Source organism: Tateyamaria sp. LSS28 (assembly GCF_059611725.1).
In genome coordinates this window covers 195,257-220,801 of record NZ_JCAPFI010000002.1, presented here as the reverse complement: position 1 = coordinate 220,801, position 25,545 = coordinate 195,257, and the positions used below count along the sequence as shown (strand labels likewise).

General features: G+C 58.6%; 23 protein-coding genes. 8 read left to right on the top strand and 15 right to left on the bottom strand.

The features are described 5' to 3' along the window. Position 1: 1 nt before the first annotated feature. Both AC53L6_RS05730 and AC53L6_RS05725 read right to left on the bottom strand, forming a co-directional pair. Positions 2–1,390, bottom strand: coding sequence for a cytochrome ubiquinol oxidase subunit I (locus AC53L6_RS05730; RefSeq protein ID WP_496907122.1), 1,389 nt, complete (start codon positions 1,388–1,390; stop codon positions 2–4). Positions 1,391–2,025: 635 nt separating this feature from the next. Then, the gene (locus tag AC53L6_RS05725) at positions 2,026–2,904 is read right to left on the bottom strand and encodes a LysR family transcriptional regulator (protein WP_496907121.1); all 879 of its coding nucleotides are present in this window, start codon (positions 2,902–2,904) and stop codon (positions 2,026–2,028) included. Positions 2,905–3,127: 223 nt separating this feature from the next. Between AC53L6_RS05725 and AC53L6_RS05720 the strand changes: the two genes are divergently transcribed. Both AC53L6_RS05720 and AC53L6_RS05715 read left to right on the top strand, forming a co-directional pair. Further along, complete coding sequence (locus AC53L6_RS05720) at positions 3,128–4,369, top strand: MFS transporter (protein WP_496907120.1); 1,242 nt, start codon at positions 3,128–3,130, stop codon at positions 4,367–4,369. Between the two features lie 102 nt (positions 4,370–4,471). After that, on the top strand, positions 4,472–5,230 hold the full coding sequence (locus AC53L6_RS05715) for an aspartate racemase/maleate isomerase family protein (RefSeq protein WP_496907119.1): 759 nt from the start codon (positions 4,472–4,474) through the stop codon (positions 5,228–5,230). 327 nt (positions 5,231–5,557) lie between these two features. Here the strand turns inward: AC53L6_RS05715 and AC53L6_RS05710 are convergent, their stop codons facing one another. The 7 genes from AC53L6_RS05710 to ectA all read right to left on the bottom strand — a co-directional run bounded on the left by AC53L6_RS05710 (position 5,558) and on the right by ectA (position 13,011). Beyond that, complete coding sequence (locus tag AC53L6_RS05710; RefSeq protein WP_496907118.1) at positions 5,558–6,976, bottom strand: aspartate kinase; 1,419 nt, start codon at positions 6,974–6,976, stop codon at positions 5,558–5,560. Positions 6,977–7,034: 58 nt separating this feature from the next. Further along, positions 7,035–8,318, bottom strand: a complete 1,284-nt coding sequence (ectB, locus tag AC53L6_RS05705; RefSeq protein WP_299749314.1) for a diaminobutyrate--2-oxoglutarate transaminase — start codon at positions 8,316–8,318, stop codon at positions 7,035–7,037. Between the two features lie 184 nt (positions 8,319–8,502). Beyond that, on the bottom strand, positions 8,503–8,907 hold the full coding sequence (locus AC53L6_RS05700; protein WP_299203914.1) for an ectoine synthase: 405 nt from the start codon (positions 8,905–8,907) through the stop codon (positions 8,503–8,505). 40 nt (positions 8,908–8,947) lie between these two features. Next, positions 8,948–9,217: an acyl carrier protein gene (locus AC53L6_RS05695; protein ID WP_299601591.1), complete on the bottom strand. Its 270-nt coding sequence runs from the start codon at positions 9,215–9,217 to the stop codon at positions 8,948–8,950. Next, the gene (locus AC53L6_RS05690; RefSeq protein ID WP_496907117.1) at positions 9,210–10,736 is read right to left on the bottom strand and encodes a class I adenylate-forming enzyme family protein; all 1,527 of its coding nucleotides are present in this window, start codon (positions 10,734–10,736) and stop codon (positions 9,210–9,212) included. Before AC53L6_RS05690 ends, AC53L6_RS05695 begins: the two co-directional genes overlap by 8 nt. After that, positions 10,733–12,460, bottom strand: a complete 1,728-nt coding sequence (locus tag AC53L6_RS05685; protein ID WP_496907116.1) for a hypothetical protein — start codon at positions 12,458–12,460, stop codon at positions 10,733–10,735. Before AC53L6_RS05685 ends, AC53L6_RS05690 begins: the two co-directional genes overlap by 4 nt. After that, positions 12,457–13,011 (bottom strand): diaminobutyrate acetyltransferase, encoded by a 555-nt coding sequence (gene ectA / locus AC53L6_RS05680; protein ID WP_299203925.1) that lies wholly within the window; start codon positions 13,009–13,011, stop codon positions 12,457–12,459. The genes AC53L6_RS05685 and ectA overlap by 4 nt, the downstream gene beginning before the upstream one ends. A 470-nt stretch (positions 13,012–13,481) precedes the next feature. Here ectA and AC53L6_RS05675 point away from each other — a divergent pair, with 470 nt between their 5' ends. Continuing rightward, complete coding sequence (locus AC53L6_RS05675; protein ID WP_299601583.1) at positions 13,482–14,372, top strand: LysR substrate-binding domain-containing protein; 891 nt, start codon at positions 13,482–13,484, stop codon at positions 14,370–14,372. A 239-nt stretch (positions 14,373–14,611) separates the two neighbouring features. On the opposite strand, the gene AC53L6_RS05670 is transcribed toward AC53L6_RS05675, so the two are convergent. Beyond that, positions 14,612–15,961 (bottom strand): aminotransferase class III-fold pyridoxal phosphate-dependent enzyme, encoded by a 1,350-nt coding sequence (locus AC53L6_RS05670; RefSeq protein WP_496907115.1) that lies wholly within the window; start codon positions 15,959–15,961, stop codon positions 14,612–14,614. Between the two features lie 213 nt (positions 15,962–16,174). Between AC53L6_RS05670 and AC53L6_RS05665 the strand changes: the two genes are divergently transcribed. From AC53L6_RS05665 to AC53L6_RS05655, 3 genes are read left to right on the top strand one after another with little or no spacing between them, the layout of a single operon-like run. Then, on the top strand, positions 16,175–17,182 hold the full coding sequence (locus AC53L6_RS05665) for an ABC transporter substrate-binding protein (protein WP_496907540.1): 1,008 nt from the start codon (positions 16,175–16,177) through the stop codon (positions 17,180–17,182). 20 nt (positions 17,183–17,202) lie between these two features. After that, positions 17,203–17,985, top strand: coding sequence for an ABC transporter ATP-binding protein (locus AC53L6_RS05660; protein WP_496907114.1), 783 nt, complete (start codon positions 17,203–17,205; stop codon positions 17,983–17,985). Further along, the gene (locus tag AC53L6_RS05655) at positions 17,982–18,743 is read left to right on the top strand and encodes an ABC transporter permease (protein ID WP_299203937.1); all 762 of its coding nucleotides are present in this window, start codon (positions 17,982–17,984) and stop codon (positions 18,741–18,743) included. The genes AC53L6_RS05660 and AC53L6_RS05655 overlap by 4 nt, the downstream gene beginning before the upstream one ends. 75 nt (positions 18,744–18,818) lie before the next feature. Here AC53L6_RS05655 and AC53L6_RS05650 read toward each other — a convergent pair whose 3' ends face one another. Genes AC53L6_RS05650 through puuE form a run of 3 tightly spaced genes read right to left on the bottom strand, consistent with a single transcriptional unit; the run spans position 18,819 to position 21,524 of the window. Further along, positions 18,819–19,310 carry an ureidoglycolate lyase gene (locus AC53L6_RS05650; RefSeq protein WP_496907113.1) on the bottom strand — a complete coding sequence of 164 codons (492 nt, stop codon included), beginning with the start codon at positions 19,308–19,310 and terminating at the stop codon, positions 18,819–18,821. Then, a complete protein-coding gene (locus AC53L6_RS05645) occupies positions 19,297–20,106 on the bottom strand; it encodes a bifunctional allantoicase/(S)-ureidoglycine aminohydrolase (RefSeq protein ID WP_496907112.1) in 810 nt (269 codons plus the stop codon). The genes AC53L6_RS05650 and AC53L6_RS05645 overlap by 14 nt, the downstream gene beginning before the upstream one ends. Beyond that, a complete protein-coding gene (gene puuE / locus AC53L6_RS05640; protein WP_496907111.1) occupies positions 20,103–21,524 on the bottom strand; it encodes an allantoinase PuuE in 1,422 nt (473 codons plus the stop codon). Before puuE ends, AC53L6_RS05645 begins: the two co-directional genes overlap by 4 nt. A 62-nt stretch (positions 21,525–21,586) precedes the next feature. Here puuE and uraH point away from each other — a divergent pair, with 62 nt between their 5' ends. Together uraH and AC53L6_RS05630 are read left to right on the top strand one after the other, a co-directional pair. Continuing rightward, the gene (uraH, locus tag AC53L6_RS05635; protein WP_496907110.1) at positions 21,587–21,946 is read left to right on the top strand and encodes a hydroxyisourate hydrolase; all 360 of its coding nucleotides are present in this window, start codon (positions 21,587–21,589) and stop codon (positions 21,944–21,946) included. Between the two features lie 52 nt (positions 21,947–21,998). Continuing rightward, on the top strand, positions 21,999–22,295 hold the full coding sequence (locus AC53L6_RS05630) for a hypothetical protein (RefSeq protein ID WP_496907109.1): 297 nt from the start codon (positions 21,999–22,001) through the stop codon (positions 22,293–22,295). A 52-nt stretch (positions 22,296–22,347) separates the two neighbouring features. Here AC53L6_RS05630 and AC53L6_RS05625 read toward each other — a convergent pair whose 3' ends face one another. Both AC53L6_RS05625 and AC53L6_RS05620 read right to left on the bottom strand, forming a co-directional pair. Next, entirely contained in the window at positions 22,348–24,681 is a 2,334-nt protein-coding gene (locus AC53L6_RS05625; RefSeq protein WP_496907108.1) for a hypothetical protein, read from the bottom strand. A gap of 15 nt (positions 24,682–24,696) precedes the next feature. Continuing rightward, positions 24,697–25,545: a SagB family peptide dehydrogenase gene (locus AC53L6_RS05620; protein WP_496907107.1), complete on the bottom strand. Its 849-nt coding sequence runs from the start codon at positions 25,543–25,545 to the stop codon at positions 24,697–24,699.

Here is a 25,545-nt window from a genome sequence, read left to right as displayed (position 1 = left end):
CCTACTCCGCAGGAATTTCGCGGGTGACCGCGTGACCAGACAACGGGGTGCGGGGCCGCGGGACATCACCGTCCACCGCCTTGCGCGCCAGGAAGAAGAGCACGCCGATATAGGCGGACAGCAGCAGCGCATAGATTGACAGATACGCGCCCAGCGTCGTGCCCACGAAAGGTGCAGGCACATCCGCCACCGCCATTTCGGTGGTCAGCACGCCCTGCACCAGCCAAGGCTGACGCCCGATCTCGGTCGTGTACCAGCCTGCCAAGGTCGCCACCCAGCCGGAAAAGGTCATCGGCACCATGGCAAGCATCATAAGCTTCGGCACGCCCTCCGGTCCGCGCCGTTTGCGCAGCATGAGGATGGCGGCGCCCCAGCTCAGGAACAGCATGGCAAAGCCCGTGCCGACCATAATGCGGAAGGACCAGAAAACAGGGGCAACAGGCGGGTGCATCACCTCACCCTCTTCGGTGACAAAGTCGTTCAGACCGGGCACCACGCCTTCGGCTTTGTGCTTGAGGATAATGGAGGCCATGTTGGGAATGGCCACCTCTATGCGGTTCTCGCGGGCTTCCTCGTCCGGAAGGGCAAACAGCAAGAGCGGCACATGTGATTGGGTGTCCCAGTTCCCTTCCATCGCCGCAACCTTCTGCGGCTGGTGTTCCAACGTGTTCAGGCCATGCATATCGCCCATGAAAATCTGAAGCGGGATCAGTAAAGCACCCATGTAGACACCGGTTTTCATAGTCACCTGCACACTCTTGCTTCGGTCACCGAGCAGCCAGCGGAAGGCGCTCAACCCCGCGATCAGGAATGCGACGGTCAGGCCCGACGCCAGCAGCATGTGGGACAGGCGATAAGGCATGGATGGGTTGAATATTATCTCGAACCAGCTGGTGGCATGGGCAACGCCCTCGCGCATCTCGAATCCTTGGGGCGTGTGCATCCAGCTGTTCAGCACAAGGATCCAGAAGGCCGACATGGTGGTGCCAAAGGCCACAAGGAACGTGGCCGAAGTGTGCAACCAGCCAGGCACACGGGAAAAGCCGAACAGCATGATGCCCAGGAAAACGGCCTCAAGGAAAAAGGCGGTCATGACCTCATAGGCCAGGAGCGGCCCGGCGATGTTACCAACTGTTTCCATGAAACCGGGCCAGTTGGTCCCGAACTGGAACGACATGGTGATGCCCGACACGACGCCCATGGCAAAGGACAGGGCAAAGACCTTTACCCAGAACCGGTAGGCCTCCATCCACCGCGCATTGCCCGTCGCGTTGAAGCGCAGCTTGAAGAACAAAAGCACCCAGCCCAGGGCAATCGTGATCGTCGGGAACAGGATGTGGAATGAAATATTGGCCCCGAATTGAATTCGGGAAAGCATGAGGGTGTCCATGCGAAGTCTCCGCTTGAAAACGGTTACGTGTTTGATCTTGACCTAATATAGAAACTGCTCGCAACAGATCAGCGGGGGTGCGACAGGGTGCGCCTGCGCGTTTTGTCACACAGACTTGTCCCTGTTTGAGACGTCAGCGTCAGCAGGATGCGGGCCGAATGCCTGCGAGACCGATGGGTTAGGGCAGTGCCCGCTATGCGGGGCGACGCCGCCTTTTCGCTGCGACCTTGATCGACCAACAAGACACGGAACAAAGCGCCAATTCAACGCCAATGCGTCAATGTCGGCTTCAGGTCATTGCATTTGACAGCTCACTGCGGGACTCGCAAGCTTTTGACCCGGACGGATGATGGTTTCTGGCGGCACGTGCGGGGTTCCTTCGAATAGATCGCTGTTCTCGGTCACAGCCAACACTTTCCGCAAGTCATCGCTTCCACTTGGGACCGCCGCATTTTCTACGTCCTGAAAGATGGCTTACCTAGCCGGGTAGTATTGCAACGGATTTCAGATTGCGACTGGCTCAGGCGTCGAACTGCTCCAAACAGCGTTCTAATGAATTGACCGATCTGGTTTGCTTGAAGGAATGTTTAATAGCATCGATGGCTGTAACAGATGCCTAGATTGACCAGCGCCGCCTATTTGAAAATGGCCCTCAATTCCTTAGACAGATGCTCAAGCACAGCCTTTATGCGCGCCGTTTGTTGCAGATCCTTGTGGGTCAGCAACCACAAGTCTGTTGTTAAGGCGGGCACATACTCTCCGATCCTGGCCAGCCTATTTTCACCTTCGGCCAGATAACATGGCAGCGCACACAGGCCCCCTCCATTCCTGGCAGCAGAAAACATACCAAGTACTGTATTGTATCGCTGAGTCACTTTGGAATTCAGGCCCTCAGCCTCCATCCAATCGTCCAAAAGGCTGTAAGACATACTTTCATCTGCAGCAATCCACGGCATGTCAGCGTAGTCAACCTTCCCAGCCGTGTCACCGAAACAGGCATGCGCCCCATAAACTGCCTGCTGGATCCTACCTACCGTTCGGCCGACAAGTTGCTCGGGGTTTATTGATGATGGTCGGATGGCAATGTCAGCCTCCCTCCGCGAAATCCTCAAAAGATTGTTGGAGATCACAACCTCCAACTGGATTTGAGGTAACGTATGGTGAAGATTGGCAACGATCTCAGACAATGGACCGAACAACAGGCTGTCAGTTGTTGTAATGCGAACCTTTCCTGAGGGCGTTAACTCTTGCCCGGTAAGCTTTCTTTCAATCTCAAAGACATATGCTTCCATTTCATGCGCACCGTCCAGCATTGCCTCACCAGCAAGTGTCGGCGTGTAGCCTGTTCTTGTGCGATCAAACAACTTCGTTCCCAGGCGTTCCTCAACATCGATGACTTTCCGATAAATCGTCGCATGACTTACGCCAAGCTCACGGGCGGCTGCCGAAAGTGAGCCGGATCGCGCAACTGTAAGAGTGACTTTCAGGTCATCCCAGTTCAAACGATTGTTCATATTTGCAATCCCATATCTCATTTTTTTGGAATGTACGATCACTGGAGAACATTCTATCTTTGTACCCAGAGTGTGCAAGACCGCAGAAAGCAGAGTGTTGCTTACCATGGCCATAACCGGCGCGCTTCGGATCAAGTGGGACAGACAGCGTGGAGCATGACCAGGAGATCATGGGCCGATGGACCCGAACCTTCGCTGACTAATCGAAAGAGGACTTAGATCGATGACAGAGATTGGAGCGATGAAAGACACGAGCCAGCACACGGGCCAAGCGATTAATTTCGGCTTTTTATCCGTCGCAATTTTCTCTGTTATTGCTGCTGGTACCTACACGACGCTCGCAGGTCTCTTGGCCACGAAGTTCATTGCGTCTGGTATCGAGTGGGACGCCACGAACATCAGTATCGGCATTGCCGTCAACATGGCCCTTTACGGTCTGTTTTCGCCCTTTGCCGTCGCACTTATGAAGACATACGGGGTGCGGCGGGTTTCCGTGTGCGCGCTTGGCGTATTGATCGCCTCAAGCCTGCTTTGCATGATCCCGAACCTGTTGCTGTTCAATGTCGTTTGGGGGGTCTTCATCGGAGCGGCGGTTGGTGCGTTCACTATGTCTTATGCCGCACTGATTGCGACGACGTATTTCTCAAGGAATATCGGTCTCATCTCGGGCGTGCTGACCGCAGCGTCGGTGTTGGGACAGTTCCTGCTGTTGCCCTTCTGGGCAGAGGTCTCGGATGTGTGGGGATGGCGGGCGCCGCTGCTTGGGGCGGGCTCGATCGCGCTGGTCGCTCTGTTGCTGAATCTGAAGTACACGCCACACAGCAAACCGGCGGGCGCCGTGAGTTTGAACACCACGGTTCAGATTGTCGTGGAGCCACTGATCATGGCCTTGAGGCACCCTGCTTTCTGGGCGCTTCTGGCGGTCTTCTTTCTGTGTGGTGCGACGACAAATGGCCTGCTTTGGAGCCACTTTACCGCCTTTTGTGGCGATATTGGTCTGGATGCCACGTCCGCCTCAATCGTTCTGGCGCTGGTTGGGATATTCAATGTCGTGGGGACCACTGCATCCGGTTGGCTGTCGGATCGTTTTTCCGCCCGGGCGATACTGGCCTTCATTTTCTTCGGCCGGGGGCTGACACTCTTTTGGTTGCCGCTTATCATCACAAGCGAATTTGACCCGATGATTGCGACTTTTGGCATCGTGTTCGGCATCCTTGATGTCGCAACGGTGCCGCCTGTGGTCTTGCTGTGCAATCGCGCCTTTGGCGACAATGGACCCATTATCTTTTCCTGGATATCGGCCGGTCACCAGATTGGCGCAGGTTTCATGGCACTGACCGGCGGCATCATTCGGAGCCAGCTCGGCACCTATGACCTAATGTGGATGATCGGCGGAGCCTTCTGCATTCTCGCCGCAACCGTTTCAAGCTTCAGCCGTGTTCGAAAACAGCCCTACCCCGCCTGACGCCCCTGTGCGCCCGGAGGAAGACCAACATCCATGACGCAATCCCCATCTGAACACCACGCTTACACCTGACATCCACATCAAACCCAAAAGGAGGGAATAATGGTATCTCTTGTAGAGCACACCGCCGAGTTGGCCTCGACAGAAGGCATGACACGCTTTGGGTTGGTTGCCCTGTCGACGGATCTGACGACAGAGCGGGATTTTACCCGGATGTTACCCGAAGCCGGTTCCACGTTACATGTCACGCGGGTTGCTTTCGAGAACCCGACGACCCCGGAAAATCTACGGAAGATGGGGCCAAGAATAGCATCGGCGGCCGAACTTCTGGTGCCAGGAGAGGCGTTCGGCGCGATCTGCTACGGATGCACGTCAGCCTCTGTCGAACTTGGGGATGCCGCCATCACCTCTGCGGTCCAAGCCGCTCATCCAAACACCGCCGTGGTGACTCCGACCCATGCCGCCCTGATGGCGTTCTCTGCACTTGGCGTGCGGAAGGTTGCACTGTTGACGCCGTATCTGGTTGAGACGACCAAACCGATGATCACTTATTTCGAGGAAAACGGGTTGGATGTGGTCAACGCCGCTTGCTTTGGGCTGGAAGATGATCGGGACATGGCGCGGGTCAAGCACGACTCGATTGTGCGCGCCGCACGCAGTGTGGACTGTCCCGAGGCCGAGGCGATCTTCTTGTCCTGTACAGCTCTTCCAGCGGTTGGCACGATTGCGGAAATCGAGGCTGAACTGAAGAAGCCCGTCGTCACGTCCAATCAGGCGAGCGCGTGGGCGATGTGCCGTCTGGCCGGGCTGCAAGACTACAACCCTCAAGGATATGGAAGCCTGTTTGAGCGCCAGATTTGACGGAAGGAACCTCCCCTCCTCCGCCTATTTACTCCTGAAATATCTGGTCAAAACGGGACGGCCCGCATGGTGGAAAACACTGTGTGGGCCATTTCAGTTGTGCGCCTCAGAAACTGGCGCCCAGTGCGCGTTTGCCGACTGCGTATAGTTGTAGATCCGCTGTGCCCGCACAGATGTGACCTGGGGTTGGATCGAAGCCTGACATGCAATCTTTCACACCCCGCCAATGCTGAAAGCCCGCGCGGTGCAGGCGCGGGCTCGGGGGGATGGCGTCGATGGTGCACTGGTAGCGTTCCAAGCGTAAGCAACGGCTCGGCACATCACCATCTAGGCGGCAATTGTGGTCTCGTTGGTGACGTCCTCTTTGAATTCTGCGTGCAGGCTTCGGATACCCGTCTCGAGACTACCGGCCGCGAGGATAAGCTGCGTTTCCACGCAGCGAGATCCTTGTAGAACACAAACCGGCGTGATGCTGGACTGAGCAAGAGCCTGCAGCGACCGCGCTGGAACCGACAACCCTTCTAGGTCACGCCCCAGAACTGAAATCAGTACAAATTTGCTCGTCGAAATCTGCGCGTTGGGATAGAGCACCGCCAGTTCTCCCGCGGCACGTTCAATGTCACCCAGCGTGGCGTCTATGTAATGCGTGATCGTATTGGCATTGATCGTTTTCGATACGATCCGAAGGCCATGGTCGCCGATGGCATTCAGTATCGCCACATCAAGGAGGTTTATGTCGACCTCGTCCTGTTCAAAGACTTCCAGCGCGACGACATCCAGTCCTGCGATCATTTCAACGGCTGGCGTTTCGGCGTCTATGTCATTGATCAGGGTGCCTGGATCGTCTGGTTCAAAAACATTGGTGACCCGCAAGGGAACCTTGGCCCGACGTAAGGTCCTTGCGGCTGAGGGGTGTATGGCCTCCATCCCCAAATTTGCCATCTGATCCGCTAGATCATAACTGGTATGGCCGATCTTGCGGGCCTTGCTCGGACCAATGAGGAGCGGGTCGGCCGATGACAGATGGTACTCTTTGCGGATGACAGCTTCCTTAGCGCGTACTATGGCTGCCAACCTTGAAAAGGTGACTTCCGAGTACCCGCGGTCAAACTCGCGCATCAGTCCATTCTGGCATTGTGCATAGCCTGTGATGATGGGCATTTCGCAATTTGGATCAATGCCCTGGATGCCGTTTCGGATCCGGTCATCAAGTTTCAAATCCGCCTTGCCGCGCCAACCAGAGAGATCGACAAATCGCGCATGCACCCCATGGCGACGCAAGAACAGCGTGGCCGAGTAGGCCGAATGCATCTCACCAAGCCCAGCCAGCATCTCCCGAACACGGGAGAGTTGTTGCTCGAGCCGGAAACCACCATAGGAGCACAATCGCTTCAAGTCGCTCAGACAGTTTTGTGTCTCCTGAATCCGGTTCTGAACAAACGCGGTGGCATCCTCGATGTCGTCCTGATGTGACAAGACAGCCTTATGCGCCGCAATCATGGCATTAGATGTTTTGGAGAGTGCGTCCCGCCATCCACGATCATCGGAATTGAGCGCCAATTGCATATAGACCCCCGGCTGGCCCGACTTCTTATGCTCAAGCAAGAGGTTCGTGATGCCACCAAATGCAGACACCACAAAATAGCGACCGTATTGCGGCGTACCGTTCCGGACAAAGAGCGTATGATACAGTTCGTTCAGGCGCGACATCGACGTGCCGCCGATCTTTTCGACGATATGGGTCATGTTTGTTCTGCCGTCTCTGATAGGGTTTCCTTGGGATGCATCTTGCTGGCTGGTGCGCTCACTCAGCCGCAAGCAGGTTTTCGGTGATCACGTTCTGTGTGGCATCGATTAAAATCGCTAGCCCGGCCTCCAGCACTTTGTCTGGCGTCGTCAGCGGGGCCAGAACCTTTACCACTTCATCATTGGGGCCCGAAGTTTCTATGATCAGGCCCTCTTGGAACGCATGACGACAGATTGTGGCCGCAAGTTTGCTTGAGCCGACATCAACCCCCCTCATCATCCCCCGCCCCTTGAGCCGGGCGCCCGGGACCATTTCAGCGACCGTTTCAAGGCCCCGTTCGACAATCTGTGCCCGGCGGCGGATATCCAATTCAAAGCGGTCATCGCGCCAGAACTTCTCAATCGCGATGCGTGCCGTAATGAACGCATGGGTATTGCCACGGAACGTCCCGTTATGTTCCGCTGGCCCCAGAACATCGTGCTCCGGCCGGACAAGAACCAAGCCCATGGGAAGACCAAATCCCGAGATCGATTTGGCGAGCGTTACAATGTCGGGCGTTATGCCAGCGCGCTCAAACGAGAAAAATCCACCCGTCCTGCCGCATCCGGCTTGAATGTCATCGACGATCAACAACGCACCGGCCTTTTTCGCCAGAGCCGCGATATCAACCAGCCAACTCTTGCTTGATACGTTAAGTCCGCCTTCTCCCTGAACCGTTTCCAGAAGGAAGGCCGCCGGTGCATCCAGGCCGGACGATGCATCGCCAAGCATCTGTCGAAGCAGACCAACACTGTCTACCCCGGCAGCATAGCCATCGAATGGCATACGTGTGACATTGCCCAGAGGCATGCCCCCGCCGCCACGGTGATATGCGTTGCCTGTCGCGGCGAGCGCCCCGACGGTGACACCATGAAACGCATTCGTAAATGCGACCACATTCGTCCGCCCGGTCGCCTTGCGTGCGATTTTCAACGCCGCCTCAACGGCATTGGCGCCGGTTGGGCCCGTGAACATCAATCGGTGATCCAATTGGCGTGGCCTTAGAATGTGAGTTTCGAACGCTTGAATGAAGTCGGCCTTGGTGCCTGTTTGCAAGTCGAGCCCATGCGCAATCCCATCATTACAAAGATGTTCGACGAGCGCCGCTTTCATATCGGGATCGTTGTGCCCGTAGTTCAGCGAGGAACATCCCGCCAAAAAGTCGATGTACCGATGGCCTTCACTGTCCACCATTTCCGACCCTTGGGCAGACGCGAAAACCTTGTCGAATGTCCGGCAATAGCTTCGCGCTTGGGACTCACGACGCGTGAAGACAGATTCAGAACTGTGTTGCGTGGTCATTTTGCTCTCCAATTGCAATGTGTGCGCAGGCCAACAGGCGGCGCGACCAGTCGCGCCGGAGCCGAGACGCACCGTTGTCTGATGCCTTTTTGGGGGGTCAGGACGTTACTGCAACTGTCCCCAGGATCGTCGGGTCAGGCGGAGGGATACCGCGCTGCCCCGGGACCGACCTCGCTGCCGACGCCTATTCTGCAGCGACTTTCAACGGCGGCGGATACGCGCCATCCTGATCGTGATCCTCCCGTCCGGTAACCGGTGGGTTGAACACACAGATGGCGCGAAACTTGGTGACCGGCCGCAAAGTGTGCTGATCATGCTTGTCCAATAGATACATGTCTCCCGGTCTGATCATGAAGACCTCGCCCGTGTCACGATTGGTTAGTTCGCACTCGCCCTCGACACACAGCACCGCTTCGACATGATGCTTGTACCAGAGATCGGTTTCGGTTCCGGGATAGACTGTTGTTTCGTGCAGCGAGAAGCCGACACTGTCATCCGCCAGAATCAGGCGTTTGCTGCGCCAGGTGCCAAGGGCTCCTTTGACGTCGCGTTCCGTGTCCGTGATGCTGTTGAGCGATCTGATAATCATACGAGTTTCTCCTCCAGTAGACAAAAGGTAATGGCGCGGCTCAAACCGCTGCCTTGATGGCGACCAGAAAGCCGGAATAGCCAGCCACGGTCTCGAAGTCCTTGATGTCCAATTCCTCGGGATCCACGTTGAACCCCAGCATGTCTTCCAGCTCCATCAACGTCTCAAGCATGCTCATGGAATCCAGCCGAAACTCGCGGAACAGGTTCATCTCGTCGGATAAGGGCGGGATCGATTCTTCGAGAACGGCGGCGAGTGCCTTGCGCAGATCGTCGCGCGCCTCGTTGTGTGTATAGGGATTGTCAAGCATGGGTCATCTCCTGCTTTTGAGTCGGTGCCAGTTTCATTTCGGTTTGGAGACTTTCGATAAGGGCCCGTCGGTCAAACTTGTTGTTTGCCGTGCGCGGCATATCATCGATAAGCCGAATGCGATCCGGTATCTTGTGCGGCTCCAGCCGGTCATCAAGAAAGCCCAAAAGATCAAACTCAGAATCTGATGCACAGATGAAAAGCGTCGAGGGACGACCTGGCGCTGGCGGCACCATTACCGCATGACGGACAACGGGTGCTTCAGAACATGCCGCTTCGATTTCAGAGCAGCTGACGCGGAAGCCGCGTATCTTGAAGATATCGTCCCTTCGGCCTTGGCAGTATAAATAGCCGTCCTCGTCCATCCACCCATAGTCGCCGCTGTGAAGGCGGCGCATTGTTGCATGCTGCGTCTGGTAGGTCTTGTTGGTCAGCTCTTCGGAATTCCAATAGCCCGCCATTACGTTTGGGCCAGATATGACGAACTCGCCAATTTCATCAGGTGGCAGGACCGTCCCGCTTGCGTTGACCACCTCGACGCGCGTGCCGCGGAGCGGGCGACCACATGTACCCGGCTTGAGAATGTCGCCATCCACCGGCGTGATGCTCACACGCTTGCATTCCGTCAATCCATACATGAGCTGGAACCCAAGGTTGGGAAAGGCACTGCGCAAAGTCTTGATGGATGTCGGCGACGGGGCCGCACCGGTATTCGTAACCAGGCGCAGAGCCGGTAGCTCTCCAGGTTTGCGTTTGCCCATGACCGCCAGCGCTTCAATCATCGCAGGCACGGCAGGCAGCACGTTTGCACGGCTTTTCTTGAGCGCTCGGAACAGGCCCAAACCGCCAATCTCCGGGCTTTCCAATCGAAGCATCGCACCACACTCGACCGCGAGAAAGAGCTGATACAGGCCGTAATCGAAGGACAGCGGCAAAGAACAGAATATCACATCCCCGGTCGCATAATCCAAAGCATCGGCTATAGCGCCCACCGCGAACACCATTTGGCGGTGAAGGCATGTCACTCCCTTAGGGCGTCCCGTCGATCCGGACGTGTAGATCATGCAGGCGAGGTCTTCGGGGATGATCCTTGGATTGAACGTGGAAAGAGGTAACTTGCCTGTGCTGGCGTGCAATAAATCGTTCAGGTTTGGCACGTTGATGTGAAGACCACCGACATCTGCCGACCACTCTCCGGCTTTTGCCGAGAGCACCATGACGCCCCCCGAGTTTTCCTTGATGTAAGAGAACTGCTTGGTCGGGGTCGTGGGGTGAACCGGGATGAAGCATCCGCCAATCGCACTGATCGCGTAAATCAGCACCGCTGTCATGGGCTCGTTTTCCGCCTGCACTATTACCCGATCGCCCTGCGATACGCCTGCATCCGACAGCCATCGCGCGAGCGAGCGCGCACAGGTTTGCAGCTGGGACAAAGTCAGGACCTGATCGCGATACTGTATGACCGGAGTCCGTGGACCAGCAGCGGCCGCACGATCGAGACGTTGATGGAGCAAAGTCATTGTATCACCTCTTCTGATTTGGACCGGCGGTTTGGCATCGGAACAACGATGAGACCCGTCGCCATAGCAATGCGTTCTGGGGGGTAAACGGGTTCGACCGTGGATTTTGCAGTATCCAAGGCACGGACCGTCCTCAGCGCCTCGACTTCGACGTAGCGACGAAGGCGTTTTTTCCGGGTCATTCGTGCGCGCACGGTTATGAAGTCTCCGGGCCGTGCTGGGCGTTGGAACTCCACTTTATTCCAGCTTTGCAGCAGGCTTTCGTCGCCATCCTGTAATGCGGCAAGCCCGGTCACTGCGTCCCCGAAGAGCCCCAATATGTGCGCGCCATCGACGATACCGCCGCCATAGTGGGCGTCAGAAGCCGACAGGCGTACCGAGATTGTGAATTCATTTTGGTCGCCCGGAAACGGGAGGTCACCCGGCAGCCGGTAGGCTGATATGATGTCGTTGACACTGTCTGCCGCGCGCACCAGGTGCAGGTCATCTCCATCGACCAAAACCTCGTTGGGATAACCGTGGCTCAGAAAGCCAGTGGGCGATGCACTTGGGCCGTATGCCCCGGAGCAAAGCACACCGATAATGTCCCCTTCCGTAACCTCACCAAGGTTGGTTTTACGCGCCATTGTATCACTTGGCGTGCAAAGTGGCCCGGTGAGCGTGGTTTCCTGGGTGGATTCGGAAGTGCTGCGGGACATGTTTACAATCGGAAAGGATCGTTTGGCGAAACCGCCTACCCCAACCGCCGCCATGTGCAGGTTTGTGCCCCCATCGGCGATGGCAAAGGTTTCCCCGCGTGATACCTTTACGTAGCGAACCGAGGTAAGCAGCGCACCGGACCCTGCAGACAGATAGCGACCAAGCTCGATAATCACACGCGTGTTGGGGTGGGAGGTGCGGAACCGCTCGACAGCGGCGTTGACGCCCTTGGCAAGCTTCGACACATCCAGCTTTTGTTCGTTATCAAAGTAAGGAACACCAAAACCGCCACCGACATCCACTGCTTCGATCTCGATACCAAGATCTCCAGCAAGGCGTTCTGCCAAACTCAGAATGTTCTCGGTGTTCTCAATAATCGGCTCCGCATCGAGGTATCGTGTTCCCATGTAGACATGAAATCCGATCACACGGACGAGACTAAGCATATCCAGTTGCTCGCGTAGGTCGGGCACCTGCTCGACATCGATGCCAAATTGGCGGGGCTTGCCGCTCATCGTCAGGCCGGACCCGCTTGTTTTGAAATCCGGGTTGACGCGAAGCATGACATTCACGGCCTGCTTGGTGCCAGAAGCCTCCGCCTGCCGTTGGATTTCATCCAGTTCTTGCGCGGACTCCGCGACAATCGCAAAAATCCCGAACCGAATACTGTCAGCGATTTCATCCTCGCACTTTGCGGGTCCCACGAAAATGATGTTCTTGGGATCAATCCCCACCCGGATTGCAGTGTGCAACTCCGCACGGGAAGACACTTCGGCACCTGCCCCGCAGGATCGCAGGCAGTCCACAATTGCAGCGTTCGGATTGGCCTTGAGTGAATAGAGAAGATCGATCGCCGGGGACAGTTTCTGACGTAACGCGTTGAAGTTACTGCGCAGATAGTTGGCGTTGTAGACAAATGCAGGCGTGCCGAATTCTTGGGACACCCGTTCCGCCAAACGCAGATCGGGCTGCCACGCTCCGCTTTGTTGATGAACAAGGAGTGTATCAAAGGCCTGGGGGATCATACCATCGCCTCCTCTGCAGCTTGACCGCAGGCAGTCGTGCAGGCACGGTCGTTATCTGTCGGATGGACCAGACAAATCCGCATCAACGTTTCATCATGATGGGCATCGCGCTGGCCAGCAAGAAGCGAGCCGGGGAACAGCAACTCTTCCTCAATTCGGCCCTTGAGGCGCTTGGCGAGGGATTTCATAAGAAGCCGGATCGCCTTGTTCTGGTCATCGACCGACGCTTCTATCCGGCTGGCCCCGCGTTTTATCTCGCGCCGAACCGCGTAATCGATCATGTCCACGCCAAGTCCGGCAACGCCGTGCCGAGGCTTGGTCGCCGTCTGCCACAGAAAGTACGTGTCAGGTCGGCCCGGAGATCGAAAACCCGTTAGAAATCCGATTACTTCATCGTCGCGCAATGCGACAACGGACTGTTCCGCAAAATGCGTGCACCAAAGCGCATATGCATATTCACTGTTCGAATCCAGCGAGGGAGTTTCGTTGACCAGTTCGATGATGCTCGGGGCGTGAACCAAGTTTGGACTTTGAAATCTGACAATACTCACGTCTGTTCCCTTTCTGTGGGCCTCTACATCCGGCCAAGGTCAGGGCAAGTAGAGACAGGTGGTACGAGAGCCTTTGGCGATGGACGCTGCGGCGAACGTTGACCGTGAAATCGGGCCACATCACATCGGCGCGCCAGTCAACTTTTTCGACAAGCGCTGCCGTCTGGAGACGAGCGAGCATGACGAACGCTTCTGCAGCGAAATCGGCCGCCCGTATGCTCACACCCCTATGACTTCAGGCGAAGGGAAATGAGCCGAACCCATTGATTACAAGCGTCGCCGGGGGAACATCCTTGATTTTACCAACTCTTTTTCTGGCGGGAATCTGCCGGATGAAGCGGCTGACTTGTTGACACCAAGAATGATCCAAAGGAGGCTTGTAGCACAAACTATGATTTCTAAGTCATGCGTCAGTTCAACTAATGCGAGTGTAGAGGTGCTTTTTGATTTCCCTACCACCACTGAATTGGTTGAAAGCGTTTGAGGCAGCGGCGCGTCACTCCAGCTTTAAAAAAGCTGCAGATGAGCTGAATGTCACACCTGCAGCTGTAAGCCAACATGTCAAGTCTCTTGAGGACTATTACGATATCAAGCTGTTTGTGCGGCAAACCCGGTCATTGAAATTAACGCGTGTTGGAAAACTGGCCGCTCCATTGATGTCGAAGGCATTGGAAAAATTCACAGAAGCCTGTGATGTGATCAAAGGCGATATGGGGCGAAACTGGCTTACAATTACGGCGCCGCTTTCGTTCTGTATGAAGTGGCTTGTCCCGCGGCTAGAAACTTTCAACGAAAAATACCCAAAACTTGAAATTCGCCTTAACGCTACCGATGAACTCGTGGACATTTGCCAGGGTCAAGCTGACATAGGCATTCGCTATGGTAACGGTGACTACCCTGATCTTGAAGTCAGGACATTGATTGACGGCGTGTACCATATAGTGGCGAGTCCAGAGTTGCTTGAAAGGCATGGTGGCTTAAACGATTTCTCTGAACTGGATAAATTTCCCCTTCTGCATACGGATTGGCGTGGAAGCCCGGATTTAGTACCTGGGTGGGATATGTTGGCAAAAGCAGCCGGAGTAACGAATAAAAAGATAGACCTGCATAAAGGGCATAAATTTTCCAACGAGATGATGTCAATTGATGCAGCAGTTTCTGGTCTGGGTATTGCGCTGGTCAGTCAAGCGAATTCCGATGCCGAACTGCAGGCTGGCCGCTTGGTAAAGGCTCTTGATAATCACAGCTTTCGCAACAGCGGTTTCCAGTACCATCTGGTCCGAGCCAAATCTTCTAAATCTTCCGGAAGTGCGGATTTGCTATACAATTGGTTGAGCGAACAAGGCAGTGTGAAAGACTAGGTGATGAGTTAACGGAATATCGGCATCAGACCGTCGCCTGCTTGCAAGTTGGCTCAGCCTACGTCGCGGCGATCACTTCCGATGGCCGGTTTCCTTGCTTGTTGCATGGCGACGCGCACTCTTACACCCCTGCAGCACATTCCGCGCTGCGTGCGCACGCAACGGGAAAGTCAACTTTACAGGTTGGGCTCATTCCCGACCTTCGCGGCACCGCAAGAACCCTAGTAGACCAAGGCCGATCAAACCGCCGCCAGTCCGGCGTCCAATGCGCTCAGCACTCGGGCAATCTCATCCTCGGTCACGACCAGCGGCGGTGACATCATGATGTTGTTGCCCCCGATCCGCACCATCGCACCGGCATCGTAGGTGGCCTTGTGGATGCGCTTGGTCGCCTCGGCATCCAGTGGTGTCTTGACCGCCCGATCACTGACCAACTCCACACCCGTCATCAACCCGTGCCCACCCCGGACATCCCCGACGATGTCATGTTTCGCCATCAAAGCCACACAGCCCTCGTACAACTGCGTGCCGCGCGGCCCCGCATTGGCCTTGGTATCAAGGCGCAGGGTTTCCTCCAGACAAGCCGTCACCGCAGCAGCCCCTACGGGATGCGCCGAATAGGTGTAGCCATGAAAGATCGCGCCATCAGCATCCGCCTTTTCGAACACGTCGGCCACCGCCTCGCTCATCAGCGCGGCACCCACGGGGAAATAGCCCGAGGTGATGCCTTTGGCGCAACTCATCATGTCCGGCTGCACACCCCATTGACGGGACCCAGACCAATCGCCGGTCCGGCCAAAGCCCGTAATGACCTCGTCTGCGATCATCAGAATGCCATGCCGGTCGCAAATCTCGCGCATCAGCGGCATGAAGGTTTCATGCGGAACAATCACACCGCCAGCCCCCTGAATAGGCTCCATGATAAACGCGGCAATGCTGCCCGGCCCCTGAAACTGAATCTCATCCTCCATCGCCGCAGCAACGTTCTGGGCCAGCAGCGCAGGGTCCGTCTCGTCAAACGGATTGCGATAGGGATACGGCGACGGCAGGTGGAAACATCCGGGCATCAGCGGCTCATAGGCGATGCGGAATCGGTTGTTGCCGTTGACAGACGCGCCGCCAAAATGCGTGCCGTGATAGCCCTTCTTGAGCGACAGGAACTTGGTCCGCCCCGGCTCGCCTTTGATCCGGTGATACTGGCGCGCAAGGCGCAAACAGGTCTCAACGGAATCGGACCCGCCCGAGGTAAAGAACACCCGCGCCATGCCATCTTCTTCGAAAAACGAACGCACGGCATAGGAAGCCTCAATCGCCGTCGGGTTCGATGTCCCAAAGAAGGCCGAGTAATATGGCAAATCATAGAGCTGCTTGGCAATTGCGTCTTTCACCGCGTTGTTGGAATAGCCAAGGTTCACACACCACAGACCACCCACGGCATCGACGGTTTTGTGCCCGTCAATGTCCTCGATCACCGACCCTTCCGCCCCGGTGATGATGGTGGGCGCATGGGCCATCGCCTCGCCCGGGTGGCCCATCGGGTGCCACATATGACGTGCATTGTTGGCGCGCAGGAAATTGTCGTCTTTCATCTCGGGCCTCCCTCTGGGTTCACCACCAGAAGGCCACGAACCGAACGCCCGCACAATGCACATCGAAAGCATTTGCATAATTTTTCAGCACACCGCACAGTTCCGGCCCAGAGAAAACGACGTGGCACGGGGCCACCCGTTCCGTCCCGGAACAGCACCCCCTAACGTCACGCGGTCACCACCTGGGAGAAACCTATGCTCAAACGTACCCTTATGCTCAAACGTACCCTCGCCGCCTTTGCTGCGACCGCCGCACTGGCGGGTGCCGCCATGGCCGAAACGCAAGTGCCCTTCGCGCTCGACTGGAAATTCGAAGGGCCCGCCGCCCCCTATTTCGCCGCCATCGACAACGGCCATTTTGGTGCTGCCGACCTGAATGTTGAAATCTCGGCAGGCCAAGGTTCGCTTGACGCGATCCCGAAAGTGGCCTCGGGCGCGTTCCCCATGGGCTTTGCTGACATCAACAGCCTCGTGAAATTCCTCGACCAGAACCCCGGCGCGCCCGTCACGGCCGTCATGATGGTCTATGACAAGCCACCCTTCGCCATTGTCGGGCGCAAGTCGCTGGGCGTCTCCGAACCCAAGGACCTTGAGGGCAAAGTGCTTGGCGCCCCGCCCCCCGATGGCGCATGGGCACAGTTCCCCGCCTTTGCCACCGCAAACAGCCTTGATGTGGACAAGATCACCGTTGAGCCCGTGGGCTTCCCCACACGCGAACCGATGCTGGCCGAGGGCAACGTGGCCGCTGTTACAGGCTTTTCCTTCTCGTCCTTCCTGAACCTCGTGCGTCTGGGCGTGCCAGAGGAGGATATCTCGACCATCCTCATGGCGGACTACGGGCTTGAGCTTTATGGCAACGCGATCATCGTCAACACCGACTTTGCCAGCGCAAACCCGGAGATTGTCACTGGCTTCCTGACCGCCGTTGCAGCGGGGTGGAAAGACGCCATCGCCGATCCGGCCAAGGCCATCGAAAGCCTGATCGACCGCAACCCTGCAGCCGACGCAGCACTTGAAACGCGCCGCCTGCAACTGGCCATCGACGCCAACGTGCTCACGGACAACGTAGCTGCAAATGGCATGGGCGGGGTCGACGCAGCGCGTATGGAAACGGCCCTCGGCCAGTTGGCTGAAACCTACGAGTTCCAGAACGCGCCCGACGCAAGCCTGTACTTTACCGACGTGTACCTGCCCGCCGCAGACGCACGCAAACTGAAATAAGACACAGGCGCACGCCCCCAATGACGAACCTGATCGACATCAAAGGCGTGCGCCACGCCTACAAAACCCTCTCGGGCCCGTTGCCCGTGCTCGACGGGCTGGAGCTTTCCGTCCCGGAGGGTGGCTTCGCCGCCGTCGTCGGCCCTTCTGGCTGCGGCAAGTCCACCCTGACACGGTTGGTCGCGGGCCTGATGAAGCCGGATGAGGGCGAAGTCTGGCTACACGGCGATCTGGTCAAAGGTCCCAAATCCACCGTCGGCATGGCCTTTCAGAACCCCGTTTTGCTGGAATGGCGGACCATCCTGCAAAACGTCATGCTCCCGCTCGAAATCGTCTCGACCGGCATGTCCAAACGCGAAAAGGAAGCGCGCGCGCGCCACCTGCTCGACCTCGTGGGCCTTTCAGGCTTCGAAGACAAACGCCCCTCGGAACTGTCAGGCGGCATGCGCCAACGCGCCTCGCTCTGCCGGTCCATCGTGCACAAGCCCGAGGTTCTAATCCTCGACGAACCCTTCGGCGCGCTCGACGCCTTCACGCGTGAGGATCTCTGGCAGACCATGCACAAGGTCAAAGCCGAGGAGCCGTTCACAGGCGTCCTCATTACCCACGATCTGCGCGAAAGCATCTTCCTCGCCGATCAGGTCATCGTCCTGTCTGGCCGCCCGGCCAAGACCCAGTACGTCATGGACGTCCACCTGACAGGCGAGCGCGACATCGAAATGCTCTACACCCCCGAAAGTGCCGAGGCGCTAAACATCCTACGCCAGCAAATCCGCATCGCCCAAGGGAGGGACGCCGCATGACCCTCCGCCAGATCGGCGTACCGCTCGCCGCCTTGATCATTTTCGGGCTCTTCTGGGAGTGGCTTGTCTGGGTTAACGGCTGGCCCAACTACAAAATGGCGTCCCCGTCAGACATCTGGCCAGCCTTCTGGAAGTTCCGCGGCTTGTTCCTCGAATACGGCTGGGACACGCTGTGGCGCACCGTTGTGGGCCTGCTTTTGTCTGTGGTCTTCGGCGTGTTCCTCGGCATGATCATGGGCCTGTCCAAAACGATGCGCGACGCGCTGTACCCTCTGCTGGTCGGCTTCAATGCAATCCCCAAGGCCACCGTTGTGCCGATCATCGCGCTGATGTTCGTGGGCCAGCACGACATGAACACGATCCTGATCGCCTTCCTGATTTCCTTCTTCCCCATTGCAGTGTCGGTCAGTATCGGCCTGTCGACGCTCGAGCCAGAATACCGCGACATCCTCGCCTCACTCGGGGCCTCAAAGTTCACGATCTTCTGGAAAATCGCCCTGCCAAAAACCCTGCCGGAGTTTTTCGGCGCGCTGAAAGTGGCCGTCACGCTAGCCTTCATCGGCACCAACCTGATGGAGATCGTGGAACCCCACGGCCGTGGCTTGGGCCATCTGTTCGACAGCGGCAAGATCAGCGCGGACTACCCGCTGATGTTCGCCGTTCTGATCGCATTGGCGCTGATGGGCATCGTTCTGTATTACGTCGTTGTCGCCTTGGAAAAGGTGTTCGCCGGCTGGGCCGAGCGCAACCCGACCTGATCCTGGGGAGCGCTGACGCGCACGACATTTTGGAGGGGGCGCTGCCCCCGTCCTTCGGACTCCCCCGCGGTATTTTCAGCCAGAAGAAACAGTATAGGACGGATTGAGGTGCACTTCTTCGAGGTTGGCACCGTCTCCGATCCGGTCAATCACGGCAAACAGGCCCGGTGCGTGCAATGGCGTGAGGACGCCATGCCAGGTCCCGCGATGCAAGTTGATCGCTTGTCCCGGCACCGTGAGAAAGGCTTGTGGGGTGCCCGGCTTTCCGCCTTCATCCGGGGCTACGATCACCAGAAACGGGTGTTCCGACATCGGTACAAAGCACTGCGACCCTTGCGGGTGCCGTTCCAGCAGGTCAAGCGTATAGGGCAGGCTGCGTGGTTCAGCCTTGAACAGGCTCACACCAGCACGCCCATCACCGAAATCCAATTGCGCAAGATCATGATAGCGCCCGCATAGTCCTGCATTAATGATCTTGTCGGGGTCGCCTGCGCAATCCAGCACATCACCAAAAGGTGCGAATGCCTCCGTTGTTAGCGGCTGCGCCTTGATCTCAAAGCGGGACATGCCTGTTCACATCCTTGTAGAGCAGGTAACGAAACGGCCCATCGCCAGTCGCAATGCAAGCCTGTGGGCAGAACGCGCGTAGCCACATGAAATCGCCGGGGCCCACGCTCACCCAATCCTTGTTCAGCAGGTACTCCGCCGTCCCTTCCAGCACGTAAAGCCCATGTTCCATCACATGTGTCTCGGCAAAGGGGATACGCCCGCCGGGCTGGAAATTCACGATGTTCACGTGGCAATCATAGCGCAGGTCGAGTGGGTCAATGAAGCGTTGCGTCGCCCACAAGTGTCCGCAATCGGGCATCGGGGCGGCGGGCACATCCTGATCATGGGTCACCACCACATCGGGGGGACTCAGACCAGCACCCACCACGTATTTCTTGCGGATCCAGTGCAGGCCACAAGCCTGATCCGACCGGTTCCACAACGTCCATGGCGCACCAGCCGGGATGTAGGCGAAACTGCCTGGGCGCAGCTCGTGCAGATCTGCCCCCACGGTCAGGTGCGCATGCCCGTGCGCCACAAACAGCACAGCTTGGGCGTCTATGTCCGGCTCGGGATCATTGCTGCCCCCCTCGGGCGACAACTCAACGGCGTATTGCGCAAAGGTCTCGGCAAACCCGCTGAGGGGCCGCGCAAGGATCCAGGCCCGCGTGCCGTCCCATCCCGGCAGAAAGGACGTGACGATGTCACGCTGAACCGAGGCGGGGATAACGGCATAGGCGTCGGTAAAGATGGCCGTGCTTTCGGGATTTTCGTTCTGGCTAGGCAAACCGCCGGGGGGAAAGGCATAGGTCATTCCATCGCCTCCAACCGTAACCGGGCGATACGTTCAACCTGACGACAGGCCTCGGACATCTCAACACTCGTCTCATTGCCGATCCGCCGCTCAAACGCGCGCAATATGCCCGCCTTGTCGTGATCCTTGACCGCGATGATGAAGGGAAAACCGTGTTTTTCGGTGTAGCTGGCATTGAGCCGCTGGAACGCCGCCCGTTCCTCATCTGTCAGCGCATCCAGACCCGCACTTGCCTGTTCCTGGGTACTCTCAGCAGTCAAACGTTTGGCCGCAGCCAGCTTGCCCGCCAGATCGGGGTGCGCACGCAAGACGTCCAGTCGCTTGTCCTCGGACGCCGCGCGAAACACCCGGCACAACGCATTGTGCAGCCCCTGCGGGGTGTCGTGGGCTGGCGCTAGTTCGAGCGCATAAACCCCTTCGGCAATCCAGGGCGAATGCTCGAACACGCCGCCAAATGTTTCAACAAAAGCGGCGCGATCCAGATGAATCCACCCACGCTCAGGCTGGGGCGGATGAACCTCAGCCCAATGCGCCGCAATATCCTGCCGGCGTGCGCACCACACACCCTCATGCCCCTGCACGTATTCGATAAACCGGCGCAGCGCCTGGACCCGACCGGGCCGTCCGATCAAACGGCAATGCAGACCCACAGACATCATCGCAGGCCGCCCCGCCGCCCCCTCGGCATAGAGCGCATCAAACGTATCCCGCAGATAGGCAAAAAACTGATCGCCCGCATTGAACCCCTGCGGCGTGGCAAAGCGCATGTCGTTGCAATCAAGCGTGTAGGGAAGGATCAACTGGTCGCGGGCACCGATCCGAACCCAATAGGGCAGATCATCATCATAGGTGTCGCTGATCCAGTCCATGTCCCGCTCTGCCGCCAGCCACACCGTGTTCACCGAACAACGGCCCGTATACCAACCGCGCGGACGCTCTCCCGTCACTTCGGTATGCAGTGCAATAGCCGCGTCCATGTCCGCCGCCTCGTCCTCGACCGAATGATCCTTGTAGTCGATCCATTTCAGACCGTGCGACGCGATCTCCCAATTGGCCTGCTGCATCGCCTCAACCTGCGCAGGCGAACGGGCCAGAGCCGTCGCCACGCCATAGACGGTCACCGGCACATGCGCCTCGGTGAACAAGCGATGCAACCGCCAGAACCCGGCACGCGCGCCGTAGTCGTAAATGGACTCCATGTTCCAATGCCGCTGCCCGGGCCAGGGTGCGGCCCCCACGATCTCGGACAGGAACGCCTCAGAGGCCGCATCACCATGCAGCAGGCAATTCTCGCCCCCTTCCTCATAGTTCAAAACAAAGGACACCGCGATGCGCGCGCCACCCGGCCACGCCGCATCCGGTCTATCGGCCCCGTGGCCATGAAAATCGCGCGGATACCGCGGTGGCAACTCGGCCATGGACTTCCCCAGACAATCAAGGTGAGATGTCGCCAATCTGCGACCAAACAAGGCAGGATGCAATGGCAGCCGGATACCTCACCACCCATGTCCTCGACACCGCGCGCGGCATGCCTGCCCCGGGGATCAAAATCGCGCTCTACCGCGTGTCGGGCAACAGCCACAAAAAGATCGCCGAGGCGGTGACCAACGCCGACGGCCGCACCGACAGCCCGATCCTGCCGCAAGGCAAGATCAAACAGGGACACTACGAGCTCATCTTCTTCTGCGGAGATTACCTCGACCAGCACGATCTGAGCACAGATGAGGTCAAATTCCTCGACCAAGTGCCCATCCGGTTCGGCATCACGGATGACGAGGCGCACTACCACGTCCCTCTCCTGCTTTCCCCTTACGGATACTCGACCTATCGCGGCAGTTGAGTGCTGCGCTGAGCTGGTTCAAAATCTGAGATTTGAAAACGACTTAGATTCGATGAATGGGTTTCGGCTTAGCGGGCAACCTGCCGTTGATGCTCTTGGCTCGAACGACCGCTTTGTGCACTTTGCGTCTGCGACGAAAAACATCTCGGGCGGGAAGTGGACATTCGCTGCGCTCCATCAGAACGACCGCGTTCATTTGCGAAGCGGCTTTAGACAGTTGGAAATGCCGAACTCGAATTTCCTATTGCCTAGCAAGCTCGATGATGTCTTCGCTCAGGCGATCTTCGTCGTGTCGGCCACGCGGCGCCTTGGGCTGTGTGGATCCGTGTGTCCCAAGGTGCGGCGGTGACGGGGGAATTTTCCAGAGGCGGTGGAGCGGAAAAACAGCCCGGCGGGGCCGTTCAGGGGGCCATGCTGGCGAGGAGCCCTGCCCGTTCCAGTCTGTCGATCGCCTCGACCCGGCATCTATCGGTCGCGAGCTGGGCGTGGGGCACGGGGCTTGCCGCCTGCGCGAAAATCCCGGCCTCGAGCCCCCGTAGTGTGAGCGCGCGCAGGTTGCGCTTGAACGTGACATGCACAGCCTTGCCAGGCATCCGCGCCCAGGTGCTTACGCCGAACCCGTGACTGACGTGCCGCCGGGCGAGGAGGGCTGCCTGCTCGTCGGGCGTCAGCGTCATCTCGTGCGCGTCGTAGATCAGTTTGCGCACACCGTATCGTGCGGCGCTCAGCCACGCGTCATCGCGGCTCAAGGGCATTTCGCCGGCTCCCTCGCAGGGCAGCATGGCAAGGCATCGCGCAGGCAGGGTGGCCTGCGGCGCCGCCTGCCGGATCAGCCCCGAGAGCAAGCGGCGCAGCCGGTCATGCGGAGGCGTGGAGACCGCGGGGCCCATCCCGGTATCGGGCATGAGGATCGCCGCCCAGCCCGCCGCGCCGATGAGGAGACCCGTCCCGGCCTCGTTCGGCGTGGGCTGACGGCAAAAGACCATCTCGGGCGGGTCGGCGCCGGGCGCGAGGCCAATCCGGCGCGCCGCGGCGGAAAGTTCCTCTCCAATGACCTCCGAGATCCGGTCGGCGACCGGTTCATAGGGGCCGGTCCGGCGCGCCAGAATACCGGCGGCGACGCGCATGGCAAGCGCTTCGGGAATATCGGCCGCCACCCAGTGCAGCGCGGTGCGGAACCAGCACAGGAAGGCCGCGTGATCCTGCCCGTGCTGGGCATGCAGCTTGGCAAGACAGAAATTGGCGTAGACTGCATCGCTTTCCGAGCGCGCGCCCAGGGTCGTCGCGAAACCGCGCTGGTAGTAGGCGAACGACCGGTCGAAATCCTTGTGGTATTTGTAGAGCCGCGCCTGATTGAGCGAATTCACATAGGTCATCGGCCAGTCGCGGCAGCCGGTTTCCGCCTCCGACGCATCGAGCGAGGCTTCGATTTCTTTTTCGAGCCTGAGCGCCGCGTCCCAAGCGCCGGTGCGTACAAGGCTGAGGGCGTAGATGTTCTTGAAATAGAGAAACTGGCTATCGTCTCCGATATTGCCCCGCAGCATGTCCAGCGCCGTCGCCAGATGTTCACGGCCCTCTTGTGCATGCCCGCTGAGCGCCGCACCCCATCCGCGGGTCAGAATGATGCCGGCGCGGGTTTCAGATGGCAGGGACGGATCGGGGGTGGGGGCCATGCGTGCGTCATCGAATTTCTGGAGCGCGATGCGCATGCCCTGAAGCTCGTAGAGAAACCGGCCCCGGGTGGCAGTATCGGGCGCGCAGGCCACGGCATGCGCCATCAGGTCCAGCGCGATCTCGTGGCCACCGTCGGTGAAGGAGTGCCAAGCCTGCCGGACCAGAAAGACTGGATCGGCATGATAGCCGCTGCCGTTCAGCTGTGCGAAAGCTTTAAGCGCGGGATCCAGTCCCTGGATCGCGCCCAGCCGGTCGAAGAGATGCCGCAGCCGCGCCGAGGGTCGGGCCCTGAGCGCCGGGTCGATCAGGGTCGAGCCGTCGGCAAGGCAGGCGATATGTTCGCACGCGATTTCACCAACCTCGAGACACGCGCCAAGCCCGGCGGAAATGACTGAAGGCATCAGCGCCGCGAGCGGCGGCGGGTCGGCTTGCGTCTGCGGAGAATCCTGCCCCGTGCTCCAGAGGATATCGAAATCGTCCGGAAGGCCCGCCTCATGCCGGCCCGGCGCGACCAGGATCAGCCGGGCCGGCGTAGCCGAGAGGGCGAAGGCCAGAAAGCGCAGGCAGGCGATATCGTCTTGGCGCCAGCCGATGTCGAACCGCGGGGCGATCACCAGTACCGATCTTGGCGGGCCGGACGCAAGCGCTGCCGCGATCATTTGCGCATGGTCGAGTGCGGCGATGATGCCGGTATTACCCCGGCTCTCTGCATCCACAAGCTCGCCGATCAGGGCGGCGCTGCGCATCCGGTCGCGCTGTTCCGGTCCCGGACTGTGGGCTTCCGTTTCGACGCCCTGGGTTCCGGCGGCCTGGCCAAGCTGTAAGCGCAGTGTGTTGCCCAGATGATGGCAGGCCCAACCTCCAAGGCTCAGATCGGCGGCCAGCCAGTGGCGAGGATCAGCCGAGAAATCGGCGGCGGCTAGAGCGCTGCGGATGCCTGCAAGCGAGGCGGCTTCGATCCCGACAAGGGGTGCAAGCGAGGCGCGGGTGATGCGCCGACGCATTGCTGGGTCTTCACCCGGTGGTGCATTGGCCTGCACCATGTCGTCGGAAACTGCCATTCTCCTAAACGACCGTCATGTGCCGCCCTCTCGCGTAAAAAGATGCGGTGCCTCGTGCTTGCCGGTCTGGCCGCCGATCGCGATCATGTAGACCGTCGATTGATGCAGCCCATCGAGTCCGAGGAACGCGTCGACCGTGCGATCATAGAAGCCGCCGAGGTTGTAACAGCCCAAGTTAAGGGCTGTGGCCGCCAGATTAATGTTCTGCGCGAAATGGCCCGCCTCCATCAGCGCGAAGCGATAACCGCGCGCGCCGTATTTGAAGGTGGATCGCTCGAACAGCGCGGTCACGATCAGGATCACCGACGCGTCGAAAGCCAGATCGGCCTGAAACTCGACCAGCGCTTGCGACAGTTCGGGCGCAAGATCGCCCGTCCGCAACTGGTGCAGCCGGTGTTTCGGTGGAGAGAAATGGTACAGTCCCGCCTTCAACCCATCGACATGCTTGCCGGTCAGGTAGATTTCGAGCGGGTACAGCGCGCCGCCTGAGGGCACAGTGCGGAACGGGCGCAGGAAGTCGGTCGTCTCGTTCATGCGCGTCACGCCGTAGCCCGCATAGAGGATCGACGACAATTGCGCGAGCGACAGCGCAACCGGTTCCAACCCTTTGGGTGAGACCCGGCCGACCAGCGCCTCGCCCAGCGGAACATCGAACCCCTCCCCGGGATCGGGCAGATCAACCACCGGGTAGCCCTCGTAGCTCAGGCTATCGGTCATACGGATCATGCGCGACGCGACGCGGTCATCCGGCACGTAATGCCCGTAGCGGCCGGTTTTTGAGTTTTCGTGAAACAGTTCCCAGACGTAATCCTCGTCCGAGGGGGCATCGGGGAAGAGAGCGTTCGACCAGGTTTCGTCATTCAT